Source organism: Streptomyces sp. MB09-01, from assembly GCF_033794505.1.
GTDB lineage: Bacteria > Actinomycetota > Actinomycetes > Streptomycetales > Streptomycetaceae > Streptomyces.
On the sequence record NZ_JARAYQ010000223.1, the window covers coordinates 1 to 13,864 of the forward strand.

At 70.1% G+C, this 13,864-nt stretch carries 10 protein-coding genes; 5 read left to right on the forward strand and 5 right to left on the reverse strand.

Annotated features, from left to right (window positions below; genetic code table 11):
• The first annotated feature begins 113 nt into the window (after window positions 1-113).
• The 4 genes from PV721_RS33305 (at window position 114) to PV721_RS33320 (ending at window position 6,014) form a co-directional block, all read left to right on the forward strand.
• Window positions 114-902 (forward strand): ATP-binding cassette domain-containing protein, encoded by a 789-nt coding sequence (locus PV721_RS33305; RefSeq protein WP_319730941.1) that lies wholly within the window; start codon window positions 114-116, stop codon window positions 900-902.
• A 26-nt stretch (window positions 903-928) separates the two neighbouring features.
• The gene (locus tag PV721_RS33310; RefSeq protein ID WP_416371237.1) at window positions 929-2,218 is read left to right on the forward strand and encodes a sugar ABC transporter permease; all 1,290 of its coding nucleotides are present in this window, start codon (window positions 929-931) and stop codon (window positions 2,216-2,218) included.
• A gap of 262 nt (window positions 2,219-2,480) precedes the next feature.
• A complete protein-coding gene (gene dxs, locus PV721_RS33315; RefSeq protein ID WP_319730943.1) occupies window positions 2,481-4,397 on the forward strand; it encodes a 1-deoxy-D-xylulose-5-phosphate synthase in 1,917 nt (638 codons plus the stop codon).
• 132 nt (window positions 4,398-4,529) lie between these two features.
• A complete protein-coding gene (locus PV721_RS33320; protein ID WP_319730945.1) occupies window positions 4,530-6,014 on the forward strand; it encodes an amino acid permease in 1,485 nt (494 codons plus the stop codon).
• A 66-nt stretch (window positions 6,015-6,080) separates the two neighbouring features.
• On the opposite strand, the gene PV721_RS33325 is transcribed toward PV721_RS33320, so the two are convergent.
• The 3 genes from PV721_RS33325 to PV721_RS33335 form a co-directional block, all read right to left on the reverse strand.
• Window positions 6,081-7,121, reverse strand: coding sequence for an LCP family protein (locus tag PV721_RS33325; RefSeq protein ID WP_319730947.1), 1,041 nt, complete (start codon window positions 7,119-7,121; stop codon window positions 6,081-6,083).
• A 91-nt stretch (window positions 7,122-7,212) separates the two neighbouring features.
• A complete protein-coding gene (locus tag PV721_RS33330; RefSeq protein WP_319730949.1) occupies window positions 7,213-9,342 on the reverse strand; it encodes a 3-hydroxyacyl-CoA dehydrogenase NAD-binding domain-containing protein in 2,130 nt (709 codons plus the stop codon).
• A complete protein-coding gene (locus tag PV721_RS33335) occupies window positions 9,339-10,565 on the reverse strand; it encodes a thiolase family protein (RefSeq protein ID WP_319730951.1) in 1,227 nt (408 codons plus the stop codon). The genes PV721_RS33330 and PV721_RS33335 overlap by 4 nt, the downstream gene beginning before the upstream one ends.
• A 312-nt stretch (window positions 10,566-10,877) precedes the next feature.
• Here PV721_RS33335 and PV721_RS33340 point away from each other — a divergent pair, with 312 nt between their 5' ends.
• A complete protein-coding gene (locus PV721_RS33340; RefSeq protein ID WP_319730953.1) occupies window positions 10,878-12,071 on the forward strand; it encodes an alpha/beta fold hydrolase in 1,194 nt (397 codons plus the stop codon).
• Between the two features lie 60 nt (window positions 12,072-12,131).
• Here PV721_RS33340 and PV721_RS33345 read toward each other — a convergent pair whose 3' ends face one another.
• Both PV721_RS33345 and PV721_RS33350 read right to left on the reverse strand, forming a co-directional pair.
• Window positions 12,132-13,415, reverse strand: a complete 1,284-nt coding sequence (locus PV721_RS33345; protein WP_319730955.1) for a ribonuclease D — start codon at window positions 13,413-13,415, stop codon at window positions 12,132-12,134.
• A gap of 150 nt (window positions 13,416-13,565) precedes the next feature.
• A partial coding sequence (locus PV721_RS33350; RefSeq protein WP_319730957.1) for a helix-turn-helix transcriptional regulator occupies window positions 13,566-13,864 on the reverse strand: 299 nt, incomplete at its 5' end.

Sequence of the window (13,864 nt, forward strand, 5' to 3'; positions counted from 1 at the left end):
GGCGGGGATGTCGTGCAAAAGAGCAGGAGCGGGGCGCCGGGCAGAAACGTTCCCCCATTCGCCCCGCTCCTGCTCTTTTGCACGACATCCCCGCCGGTCAGGCGGCGAAGGAGATGGTTCATGTGTCCGCTGCGCCCGTGCTGGCGTTGCGAGGGGTCTCGAAGCGGTTCGGCGCCGTTCAGGCCCTGACCGACGTAGAACTCGAGATCCACTCCGGCGAGGTGGTCGCCCTGGTGGGCGACAACGGCGCCGGCAAGTCCACGCTGGTCAAGACGATCGCCGGCGTGCACCCCATCGATGACGGCGTCATCGAGTGGGAGGGCCGTCCGGTCTCCATCACCAAGCCCCACGAAGCCCAGAACCTGGGCATCGCGACGGTCTACCAGGACCTGGCGCTGTGCGACAACATCGATGTCGTCGGCAACCTCTTCCTCGGCCGTGAGCTCAAGAGCTTCGGCATCCTCGACGAGGTGGAGATGGAGCGCCGCGCCCGCGAGCTCCTGACCACCCTGTCCATCCGGATCCCCAGTGTCCGGATCCCCATCGCCTCGCTCTCCGGCGGTCAGCGCCAGACCGTGGCGATCGCCCGTTCCATGCTGGGCGAGCCCCAGCTCGTCATCCTCGACGAGCCCACCGCCGCCCTCGGCGTCGAGCAGACCGCACAGGTCCTCGACCTGGTGGAACGCCTGCGCGAGCGCGGCCACGCCGTCATCCTCATCAGCCACAACATGGCCGATGTGAAGGCCGTCGCCGACAAGGTGGCGGTCCTGCGGCTGGGCCGCAACAACGGTGTCTTCAACGTCGCCGACACCTCGCAGGAAGAGATCATCTCCGCCATCACCGGTGCCACGGACAACGCCGTGACCCGCCGGGCGGCCCGCACCGGGGAGGCCCGCAAGTGAGCACCCAGAACCCTGCCACCGGTCCACTGGGCAAGGGCCCCGTCGGCCAGCAGGAGCACATCGACCCGGTCAACCCCGCGGCGGCTCACGACGCGATCCCGGCCGTGGACCCCCGCCTGCTCGTCCGGGAGGAGGGCCTCGCCGGGTACGTGGGCGAGTTCAAGCGCAAGATGAAGGCCGGCGACCTCGGCTCCCTGCCGGTCGTCATCGGTCTGATCATCATCTGGTCGATCTTCCAGGGGCTGAACTCGAACTTCCTCTCCCCGGAGAACCTCACCAACATCGCGATCACGATGACCGCCACCGGCATGATCGCCATCGGCATCATCTTCGTGCTGCTGCTCGGCGAGATCGACCTCTCGGTCGGCTCGGTCAGCGGCGTCTCGGGCGCGATCGTCGCCGTCCTCGCCGTCACCCACGGCGTGAACGAGTGGCTGGCGATCCTGGCGGCCGTGGCCGGCGGTGCCCTGATCGGCTGCATCCACGGCTTCTTCTTCGCCAGGATCGGCGCCCCGGCCTTCGCCGTCACCCTGTCGGGCCTGCTGTTCTGGCTGGGCGCGATGCTGCAGATCCTCGGCAGCAACGGCACGATCAACATCGACGCCGACGGCGTGGTCGGCCAGCTGACCACGTACTTCTTCTCGGACGTGGCCGTCGCCTACGGGCTGGCCGCGCTCGCGGTCGCCGGCTACTTCCTCGCCTGCTTCCTCGATGCGCGGCGCCGCGGGGCCGCCGGGATGCCCACCCGGCCGCTCGGCGAGATCCTGCTGCGCACCGGGCTGCTCGCGCTGTTCACCTTCGGCCCCGCCGTGGTGTTCAACCAGTACAAGGGTCTGCCGCTCGCGGTGGTGCTCTTCATGCTGGCCCTGGTCGTCACGGACTTCGTGCTCCGCCGCACGACCTTCGGGCGAAACGTTTTCGCACTGGGTGGCAGCGTCGAGGCCTCCCGCCGCGCGGGCATCAACGTCACCCGGATCCGGATCACGGTCTTCGCGATCTCCAGCACCTTCGCCGCCATCGGCGGCCTGTTCTGGGCCTCCAAGATCGCGGCGGCCAACCAGAGCGCCGGCGCCGGCGACCTGCTGATGAACGTGATCGCGGCGGCCGTCATCGGCGGCACCAGCCTCTTCGGCGGCCGGGGCCGGACCTGGAACGCCCTCCTCGGCGTCATGGTCATCGTCTCGATCCAGTACGGTCTGGCACTGGAAGGCATCGCGACGCCGATCCAGTACATGATCACCGGTGCGGTGCTGCTGACCACCGTGGTGATCGACTCGATCACGCGCAAGACCCAGAAGACGGCCGGACGCGCCTGACCGCGCGGCCGACTGTGCGCCGGAGCGGCATCCGGCGGTAAGACCGGTCACAGTGCCCGGCGCCACTTCACGTGGCGCCGGGCATCCGTGCGTACCTGTGCGGGTATTCCTGTGCGGGTATGGGCCCGTATGCGATGTGTGGCCGTGCGGTCGTACGTACATGTATGACAAAGGTGTGACTCCGCCGGGACGGCCCGATGACCGCGCCGCGCAGCGGAACATTAGACTCGACAGACCAGCAAGCAACTGCAAGGAGGCACGGGTGCTGCTGACCCGCATCAAGGGACCGCGCGATCTGGACCGGCTCAGCCAGGAGGAGCTCGATCAGCTCGCCGCAGAGATCAGGTCCTTCCTCGTCGACGCCGTCTCCAAGACCGGCGGGCACCTCGGCCCCAACCTCGGCGTGGTCGAACTGACGATCGCCCTGCACCGGGTCTTCGAATCGCCCAAGGACAAGGTCCTCTTCGACACCGGCCACCAGGCCTACGTCCACAAACTGCTCACGGGCCGTCAGGACTTCGGCAACCTGCGCTCCAAGGGGGGCCTGTCCGGCTACCCCTCGCGCGCCGAGTCCGACCACGACGTGATCGAGAACTCGCACGCCTCCACCGTGCTGGGCTGGGCCGACGGCCTCGCCAAGGCCAACGAGGTGCTGGGCCGCGAGGACCACCACGTCGCCGCCGTCATCGGCGACGGCGCGCTGACCGGAGGCATGGCCTGGGAGGCGCTGAACAACATCGCCGCCGCCAAGGACCGCCCGCTGGTCATCGTGGTCAACGACAACGAGCGTTCGTACGGCCCCACCATCGGCGGCCTCGCGAACCACCTGGCCACCCTGCGCACCACGGACGGATACGAGCGCTTCCTGGCCCGCGGCAAGGAGATCCTGGAGCGCACCCCGGTCGTCGGGAAGCCGCTCTTCGAGACCCTGCACGGCGCCAAGAAGGGCCTCAAGGACTTCATCGCCCCGCAGGGCATGTTCGAGGACCTGGGCCTGAAGTACATCGGCCCCATCGACGGCCATGACATCGAGGCCCTGGAATCGGCCCTGCAGCGCGCCAAGCGCTTCAGCGGCCCGGTCATCGTGCACTGCCTCACCCAGAAGGGCCGGGGCTACACCCACGCCGAGCAGGACGAGGCGGACCGTTTCCACGGCATCGGCCCGATCCACCCGGACACCGGCCTGCCCGTCTCCACCGACGCCGCCAGCTGGACCTCCGTCTTCGCCGACGAGATGGTCAGGCTCGGCAAGGAGCGCAAGGACATCGTCGCGATCACCGCGGCCATGCTCCAGCCGGTCGGCCTGAAGAAGTTCGCGGACGCCTTCCCGGACCGGATCTACGACGTCGGCATCGCCGAGCAGCACGGCGCCACTTCGGCGGCGGGCCTGGCGACCGGCGGCGCCCACCCGGTCTTCGCCGTGTACGCCACCTTCCTCAACCGCGCCTTCGACCAGGTCCTGATGGACGTGGCCCTGCACAAGTGCGGGGTCACCTTCGTCCTGGACCGGGCTGGCGTCACCGGCACCGACGGCGCCTCCCACAACGGCATGTGGGACATGTCGATCATGCAGGTCGTGCCCGGTCTGCGCCTGGCCGCCCCGCGTGACGCCGAGCAGCTGCGCGCCCAGCTGCGCGAGGCCGTCGAGGTCAAGGACGCGCCGACCGTCGTCCGTTACTCCAAGGGCGTCGTCGGCCCGGCCGTCCCGGCCGTCGGCAAGGTCGGCGCCATGGACGTGCTGCGCGCCCCGCGCGCCGACGTCACCCGTCCGGACGTACTGCTCGTCTCGGTCGGTGCGCTCGCCCCGATGTGCCTGGAGATCGCCGACCTGCTCGACAAGCAGGGCATCACCTCGACCGTGGTCGACCCCCGCTGGGTCAAGCCCGTGGACGAGGCGCTGGCCCCGCTCGCCGACCGCCACCGCGTGGTCGTCACCGTCGAGGACAACGGCCGCACCGGCGGCGTGGGCTCCGCCGTCTCGCAGGCCCTGCGGGACGCGGGCGTCGACGTACCGCTGCGCGACTTCGGCATCCCGCAGCGCTTCCTCGACCACGCCTCCCGCAAGGAGGTCATGGCCGAGATCGGGCTGACCGCTCCGGACATCGCGCGGCAGGTCACGGGCCTGGTGGCGAAGCTGGACGGGCGCTACGACAGCGAGCCGGCCGCCGCCGTCGACTAGGACGGGTACCGGCCACTAGATCGCCGCGCGGTTGCACGTCACGGGCCGGGAGATCACCCTTGAAGGGGTGGGCCTCCCGGCCCGTTCGCGTGCGTCGACACCTGTTTCGGAGGTGCGTCGGTGAGTAGGGATATGAACAGCCCCTTCCGCACCAAGACGGTGGAGCAGTCCATCCGTGACACGGAGGAGCCGGAACACGCGCTCCGAAAGTCGCTCTCCGCCTGGGACCTGACGGTTTTCGGTGTGGGTGTCATCATCGGCACCGGCATCTTCGTCCTCACGGGCATCGCGGCCCGGAACAACGCCGGACCCGCCACCGCCCTCGCCTTCGTGGCGGCGGGCGTCGTCTGCGCCCTCGCGGCGCTCTGCTACGCCGAGTTCGCGTCCACCGTGCCGGTGGCCGGATCCGCGTACACGTTCTCGTACGCCTCGATCGGTGAGCTGCCCGCCTGGATCATCGGCTGGGACCTGGTGCTGGAGTTCGCGCTCGGCACCGCGGTCGTGGCGGTCGGCTGGTCCGGCTACGTGCGCCACCTGATGCACACCAACCTGGGCTGGGACCTGCCCACCGCGCTGTCCGGACCGGACGCGGGAGGAACCTTCGACCTGCTGGCCTTCCTGCTGATCCTGGCGCTGACCGCGATCCTGGTCGTCGGGACGAAGCTCTCGGCGCGGATCACCGCGATCGTCGTCGCCATCAAGGTCACCGTGGTCGTGCTGGTCATCGTCGCCGGCCTGTTCTTCATCAAGGCCGACAACTACTCGCCGTTCATCCCTCCGGCCCAGCCGCAGGAAGCGGGCGGCGGCTGGCACGCGCCACTGGTCCAGGTACTCTTCGGCTACGCGCCCACCAACTTCGGCGTCATGGGCATCTTCACCGCGGCCTCCCTCATCTTCTTCGCCTTCATCGGCTTCGACGTCGTGGCCACGGCGGCCGAGGAGACCAAGAACCCCCAGCGGGACATGCCGCGCGGCATCCTCGGCTCGCTGCTGATCTGCACCGTGCTCTACGTCGCCGTGACGCTGGTGGTCACCGGCATGCAGAAGTACACGGAGATGTCACCGACCGCGCCACTGGCCGAAGCCTTCAAATCGGTGAACCAGCCCTTCTTCTCCGGTGCCATCAGTCTCGGTGCGGCCGTCGGCCTGATCACCGTGAGCATGATCCTGCTGCTCGGCCAGACCCGCGTGTTCTTCGCGATGAGCCGTGACGGACTGCTGCCGCGCGTCTTCTCCGTCACCCACCCCAAGTACCGCACCCCCTACCGGGCGACCGTCCTGCTCGGCGTGGTCATCGCCGTCGTCGCGGGCTTCACCAGCCTGGAGAAGCTCGCGGAACTGGTGAACATCGGCACGCTCTTCGCCTTCGTGCTCGTCGCCCTCGGCGTGATCATCTTGCGCCGGACCCGCCCCGACCTGCACCGGGCCTTCCGCACCCCGTGGGTGCCGCTGATCCCGATCCTGTCGATCGCGGCCTCGCTCTGGCTGATGCTCAACCTGCCGGTCGAGACCTGGGTCCGCTTCGGCATCTGGATGGCGATCGGCATCTTCGTCTACTTCCTCTACGGACGCTCGCACAGCCGCCTCGGCAAGGTCGGCGCCGACGCGAAGTTCTAGTGGTGGAACGACGGAAGCCGGCCGTACGGGTCACCCGTACGGCCGGCTTCCGCGTGCGCCGGCCCGTCAGCCCTTGGCGGGGGAGTCCTTCGCCGAGGCGGGGACCTTCTCGTCCTTGCGCAGGGCGTCCCACAGCTGGGTGGCCTGCGGCTCGGCCACGACCACGCGGTTCGGGTCCACCTTGTCGTAGGCGACCGGCAGCATGATCGTCTCCATCGTGTCCGGGTTCACGCCCTTCATGCTCTGCGCGAAGTCGGACAGCGCGGTGAGCGAGGCGAGGTCGGAGTCGGTGGTCAGCGACTTGGTCCCGGCGTCCGCGAGCTTGTACAGCCGCGCCGGGTTGCCGAGGGCGTCCTGCTTCTTGATCTCGGACAGCATCGCCAGCATGAACTGCTGCTGCAGGCCTATGCGCCCGAGGTCGCTGCCGTCGCCGTAGCCGTAGCGGGTACGGACGAACTTGAGCGAGTCCGTGCCGTTCAGGCGGTGCGTGCCGGCGTCCAGCTTCAGGCCGCCCTTGGCACCGCTCATCGGCTTGTCCAGCGTGACGGTGACCCCGCCCAGCGCGTCCACCAGGCCCTTGAAGCCGGCGAAGTCCACCTCGACGAAGTGGTCCACGCGGACCCCGGACAGCTGCTCCACCGTGTTGACCACACAGGCCGGACCGGCGAGCGAGTAGACGGAGTTGAACATGACCCGCTTCGCGGACGGCACGGTCTTGCCGGCGCGGTCCTTGCACTCGGGCCGGGTGATGAGGGTGTCGCGGGGGATGCTCACCGCGGTCGCCTTGGCCCGGCCCTCGGGTATGTGCACCAGCATCGCGGTGTCCGAACGGGCGCCGCTGACATCGCCGTGGTCGAGACCGGCATTGGCGCCGGCCCGTGAGTCGGAGCCGAGCACCAGGATGTTCTGTGCGTTCGCGGCCACCTTCTTGGGCCGGTTGTCGCCGATCGCCTGATCCAGGTCGACGCTGTCGATGTTGCCGTTGAGGTGGCTGTACGTCCACCAGCCGGCACCGGCCGCGCCCAGGATCAGCACGGCGACCAGCAGCAGGGTGATCCGCAGAATGCGGCGTCGGCGGCGCCTGGGCCGCGCGTGCGTTTCCGTCATGGGGGTGAATCTTAGACAGATATTCGAATGGCCGAGGCCCGCCCCCCGAAGGGGGCGGGCCAGGCCGTGGAATGCCCGTCCGCGACCCGGACTAGGCCGGGACGCTCGCCAGGCCGGGAGCGAGGAACTTCTTGCCGTTCACGCGCTCCGAGACGCCTTCGCGGTCCAGGTACGGCGTGATGCCGCCCAGGTGGAAGGGCCAGCCGGCACCGGTGATGAGGCAGAGGTCGATGTCCTGGGCCTCGGCCACGACACCCTCCTCCAGCATCAGGCCGATCTCCTGCGCCACCGCGTCCAGGACGCGGTCGCGGACCTGCTCCTCCGTCAGGACGGAGTCGCCCTGCACCAGGAGGGCGGCGACCTCGGGGTCCAGCTCCGGCTTGCCGGAGTCGTAGACGTAGAAGCCGCGCTTGCCGGCCTTGACGACGGCCGCCAGGTTCGGCGAGACCGTGAAGCGCTCCGGGAAGGCGCGGTTCAGGGTCTCGGAGACGTGCAGACCGATCGCCGGGCCGACGAGCTCCAGGAGCACCAGCGGGGACATCGGCAGGCCGAGCGGCTCGATGGCCTTCTCCGCCGTGACGACCGGGGTGCCCTCGTCGATGACGTTCTGGATCTCGCCCATGAAGCGGGTCAGGATGCGGTTCACGACGAACGCCGGGGCGTCCTTGGTGAGGACCGCGGTCTTCTTCAGCTTCTTGGCGACGCCGAAGGCCGTGGCCAGCGAGGCGTCGTCGGTCTGCTCGCCGCGGACGATCTCCAGCAGCGGGAGGATCGCGACCGGGTTGAAGAAGTGGAAGCCGACCACGCGCTCCGGGTGCTGGAGCTTGGAGGCCATCTCCGACACCGACAGCGAGGAGGTGTTGGTGGCGAGGATCGCGTGCGCCGGGGCGACCGCCTCGACCTCCGCGAACACCTTCTGCTTGACGGACATCTCCTCGAACACGGCCTCGATGATGAAGTCCGCGTCCGCGAAGCCCTCGGCCTTGTCCAGGACACCGGAGACCAGCCCGGTCAGGCGGTTGGCCTTGTCCTGGTTGATGCGCCCCTTGCCGAGCAGCTTCTGGATCTCGGCGTGGACGTAGCCCACACCCTTGTCCACGCGCTCCTGGTCGATGTCGGTGAGGACCACCGGCACCTCCAGGCGGCGCAGGAAGAGCAGCGCCAGCTGCGAGGCCATCAGGCCCGCGCCGACGACGCCGACCTTGGTGACCGGACGGGCCAGGGACTTGTCCGGGGCACCGGCCGGGCGCTTGGCGCGCTTCTGGACCAGGTTGAAGGCGTAGATGCCGGAGCGCAGCTCGCCGCCCATGATGAGGTCGGCCAGGGCCGTGTCCTCGGCGTCGAAGCCCTTCTGCAGGTCGCCGTCCTTGGCCGCCTCGATGATCTCCAGCGCGCGGTAGGCGGCGGGAGCCGCCCCGTGCACCTTGGAGTCCGCGATGGCGCGGCCGCGGGCGACCGCCGCGTCCCAGCCCTCGGCGCGGTCGATCTCGGCGCGTACGACCTCGGTCTCGCCCTTCAGGACCTTCGAGGTCCAGATGAGGGACTGCTCCAGGAAGTCCGCACCCTCGAACAGCGCGTCCGCGATGCCCAGGTCGAAGACCTGCTTGCCGCGCAGCTGCTTGTTCTGGTTGAGCGAGTTCTCGATGATCACCGAGACCGCGCGGTCCGCGCCGATCAGGTTCGGCAGGATGGCGCAGCCGCCCCAGCCCGGAACCAGGCCGAGGAAGACCTCGGGCAGCGAGAAGGCCGGGATGGCCTTCGAGACGGTGCGGTAGGTGCAGTGCAGGCCGACCTCGACGCCGCCGCCCATCGCCGCGCCGTTGTAGTAGGCGAAGGTCGGGACCGCGAGCGCGGAGAGGCGCTTGAAGACGTCGTGGCCGCCCTTGCCGATGGCGAGCGCCTCGTCGTGCTTCTTCAGCAGCTCGACACCCTTGAGGTCGGCGCCGACCGCGAAGATGAACGGCTTGCCGGTGATGCCCGCGCCGACGATGGAGCCCGCGAGGGCCTCCTGCTCGACCTGGTCGATCGCCGTGTTCAGGTTGGCGAGGGACTGCGGACCGAAGGTGGTCGGCTTGGTGTGGTCGAAGCCGTTGTCCAGCGTGATGAGCGCGAAGCGCCCGGCGCCGAACGGCAGGTCCAGGTGACGGACGTGCGCGGAAGTGACGACCTCGTCCGGGAACAGCTCGGCCGCACCCTTCAGGAGCTCGGCGGTGGTGCTCACTTGGCGTCTCCCTCGGCGGTGAAGTGCGGGTTCTCCCAGATGACCGTGGCGCCCATGCCGAAGCCGACGCACATGGTGGTCAGGCCGTAGCGGACGTGCGGCTGCTCCTCGAACTGACGGGCCAGCTGCGTCATCAGGCGCACGCCCGAGGAGGCGAGCGGGTGACCGAAGGCGATGGCGCCGCCGTACTGGTTCACGCGGGCGTCGTCGTCGGCGATGCCGTAGTGCTCCAGGAAGGCCAGCACCTGCACGGCGAAGGCCTCGTTGACCTCGAACAGGCCGATGTCCTCGATGGACAGGCCGGCCTGGGCGAGGGCCTTCTCGGTGGCCGGGATCGGGCCGTAGCCCATGACCTCCGGCTCGACACCCGCGAAGGAGTACGACACGAGGCGCATCTTGACCGGGAGGTTGTTCTCCCGGGCGAAGTCCTCGGACGCGATGATCGCGGCGGTGGCACCGTCGTTGAGACCGGCGGCGTTGCCCGCGGTGACCCGGCCGTGCGTACGGAACGGGGTCTTCAGGCCGGCCAGGTTCTCCAGCGTGGTGCCCGGGCGCATCGGCTCGTCGGTGGTGACCAGGCCCCAGCCCGTCTCACCGGCCGCCTCGTTGGTGTTGCGCACCGAGATCGGGACCAGGTCCTGCTGGATCTTGCCGTCGGCGTACGCCTTGGCGGCCTTCTCCTGCGAGCGCACGGCGTACTCGTCGGCGCGGAGCTTGGTGATCGTCGGGTACCGGTCGTGCAGGTTCTCGGCGGTCATGCCCATGAACAGGGCGGACTCGTCGACCAGCTTCTCGGAGACGAAACGCGGGTTCGGGTCCACGCCCTCGCCCATGGGGTGGCGGCCCATGTGCTCGACACCGCCGGCGAGGGCGACGTCGTACGCACCGAAGGCCACACCGCCCGCGACGGCGGTCACGGCGGTCAGCGCGCCGGCGCACATGCGGTCGATGGAGTACCCCGGGACGGACTGCGGGAGGCCCGCGAGGATGCCGGCCGTACGGCCCAGCGTGAGGCCCTGGTCGCCGATCTGCGTGGTCGCGGCGATGGCGACCTCGTCGATCTTCGCGGGGTCCAGGTCCGGGTTGCGGCGCAGCAGCTCCCGGATCGCCTTCACGACGAGGTCGTCGGCGCGGGTCTCGTGGTAGATGCCCTTCGGGCCCGCCTTGCCGAACGGGGTGCGGACGCCGTCGACGAAGACGACGTCCCTGACGGTACGAGGCACGTTGGCTCTCCTCCAGGTGCGGGTGTGCACTGCTGCGCGGGGGCGGCCCATCACTGAGCGCCCGCTCACCCGGCCATGCTACTTGTCGGTAACCGACGTGCACACCCCCTCCCCGAACAGCGGCGAAGGTCACACTCCCGAACCTGTGCGCCCCTTCCGCGCGCCCGTCCGATCGGAGCGACCGCCGCTACCCGATCGGGTCGCACCGCGACCCGCCACGGCCACGTCCACGGCCTCGCCCACCGGACCGCGCCGAACCTGGGCACGCCCGGGCGACCACCTCGGGCCCGACCGACGGAACGGAGCGCCGCAATGGCGTCGACTGTCCTCACCGAGGCACCGATCGAGACCAAGGACCACTACGTCGAGCACAAGTCGACCATCCCGGCGAACGCCGGGGAGCTCGTCAAACTCTTCGTCCGGGAGCGCCGCACGCCACACGGCGGCCCCCGCAGACCCGTCCTGATGCTGCACGGCCGGAGCGCGCCGGCCGTGGCCGGCTTCGACCTGCAGCACAAGAAGTACAGCTGGGCCGAGGAGCTCGCGAAGGCGAAGTACGACGTCTACGTGATGGAGCTCCAGGGATCCGGCCTGTCCACCCGGCCGAAGATGACCGACCCGCACAATGTCCAGCCCACCGAGGCCCAGCAGAAGCTCCTCGTCCCGAACCCGAACGCCGAGATCTACACGGGCGGGCCGGAGTACGCCGCGCAGCTGAACAACTCCGCGAGCGACTGGGACGAGGTCGACACGGTCGTCAAGTTCGTCCTCAAGACCACGGGTGCCACGAAGGTCGACCTCATCGGCTGGTCCGCGGCCGCCCAGCAACTCGGGCCCTACGCCATCCAGCACCCCGACAAGGTGCGGAGCCTGTTCCTGCTGGCGCCGATCTTCCCGCCGAAGGGCAGGGCGAGCAAGGCCGGGACGGAATTCGGCGCACCCGTGCCGCTGCCGGTGTCCGGTGCGGGCTTCAACTTCCCGATGAGCGTCGGGACCAAGCCGGGGCTCGACCTCTCATGGCGCAAGGACCTGAAGTGCCCGAACCAGCGCGAGGACGACATGGTCGACGTCGTCTGGAAGGCGATGATGGAGGCCGACCCGGTCGGCTCCAACTGGGGCGGCACGGTGCCCGGTTCCCCGGAGGGGCTGAACCGTATCCGGAACTCGTACTGGTGGGGCTGGAACCGGGACACCGTGCCGCTGCGCGGCGTGCTGGGCGACAAGGTGCCGGTGTGCATCGTCTACGGCGAGCACGACTCGATCGTCAACACCTCACCGGACCTGGGCCTGCTGTACTTCTCGGTTCCCGAGCTGTACAAGGCCATCCCCGGGCCGAAGAAGCTGATGTTCCGGATCGCCTGCGCGGGGCACCAGGCGCCCTGGGAGCGCGTGGCGAAGGACCTGCACACCATGTCCGAGCACTGGCTCAAGCACGGCAAGGTCGAGGGGATGACCACGGGCAGCTTCTCCAGGGACGAGGACGGGGCCCTCACTCCCCTGGAGTGAGGACGGGGCCCTCACTCCCCTGGAGTGAGGACCCCGCGCACGCTTCGGCGGATCGGCAGGTCAGGCGGTGGCCGCCAGGGCCGTGACCAGGGCCGGGGTCACCTGTTCGATCTGCCAGGCGCGGGCGCCGTAGCCGGCCAGGGCCTGCGCCACGGTGTCCGCGTCCAGCCGCTGCGGCGGCTCCCAGCACAGCCGGCGGACCGTGTCCGGGGTGATCAGGTTCTCCTGGGGCAGGTTGAGCGCCTCCGCCAGGGCCGAGACCGCGGTACGGGCCGCCGACAGCCGGGCCGCGGCGGCCGGGTCCTTGTCCACCCAGGAGCGCGGCGGCGGCGGACCGGCCGGGGTCGCCCCCGGCTGCGGCAGCTCGTTCTCGGGCAGTGCCTTCGCCCGGTCCACGGCGGCCATCCACTGGTCCAGCTGACGCCGGCCCATCCGCTGCCCGTAGCCGGGCAGCGCGGACAGGGTCTGCACGTTCGCGGGCAGGGCCAGGGCCGCCTCGACGATCGCGGCATCGCCCAGCACCTTGCCCGGCGACACGTCGCGCCGCTGCGCGATCCGGTCCCGGGACTCCCACAGCTCCCGAACGACCGCCATCTGACGGCGCCGGCGCACCTTGTGCATGCCGGACGTACGGCGCCAGGGGTCCTTGCGGGGCGGTGCGGGCGGGGCGGAGGCGATGGCGTCGAACTCCTGGTGGGCCCAGTCCAGCTTGCCCTGCCGGTCCAGCTCCTTCTCCAGCGCGTCCCGCAGGTCCACCAGCAGTTCCACGTCCAGAGCGGCGTAGCGCAGCCACGGCTCGGGGAGCGGGCGGGTGGACCAGTCGACGGCGGAGTGGCCCTTCTCCAGGGCGTACCCGAGCACGCTCTCGACCATCGCGCCGAGTCCGACCCGGGGGAAGCCGGCGAGGCGGCCGGCCAGCTCCGTGTCGAAGAGGGAGGTGGGCACCATGCCTATTTCGCGCAGGCACGGCAGGTCCTGGGTGGCGGCGTGCAGGATCCACTCGGTGCCGGACAGGGCCTCGCCCAGCGAGGACAGGTCGGGGCAGCCCACCGGGTCGATCAGCGCGGACCCCGCACCCTCGCGGCGCAGCTGCACCAGGTAGGCGCGCTGGCCGTAGCGGTATCCGGAGGCCCGCTCGGCATCGACGGCGACGGGGCCGGTGCCCGCGGCGAAGGCCGCGACCACTTCGGCGAGGGCGTCCGCGTCGGCGACCACCGGCGGGATCCCCTCGCGGGGCTCCAGCAACGGAATCGGCACCCCACCGGGCGGAACAACGACGTCGTCCGGGGGGCCGCCCCCGGTGGTGGTGCGCAGGTCTGCTGCGGTCTCTTGGGCGTCGGTCACCGGTCAAGGGTATCCGTGTATACGACGCGCCCGTCGCCGGAACGTTCCGGCGACGGGCGCGGGCAGTATGCGGGGAGTTTTCCGGGGGTATCCCCGGAGGTTCCCCCGGACGGAGTCCGGGGGAGGTTATCCGGGAGCTCCGCCCGGCGCTCAGTGGATGATCCCGGTGCGCAGCGCCACGGCGACCATTCCGGCGCGGTCACCGGTGCCCAGCTTGCGGGCGATCCGGGCGAGGTGGGACTTGACGGTCAGGGCGGACAGGCCCATCGAGACGCCGATGGCCTTGTTGGACTGGCCCTCCGCGACGAGGCGCAGGACCTCGACCTCGCGGCCGGAGAGCTCTCGGTAGCCGCCCGGGTGGCTCGGGGCACCCGGGGGGCGGCGGTGCATGCGGGCGGCCGCGGCGCCGATGGGGGCGGCGCCGCGGCCGCCCGCATGCACCGCCGCCC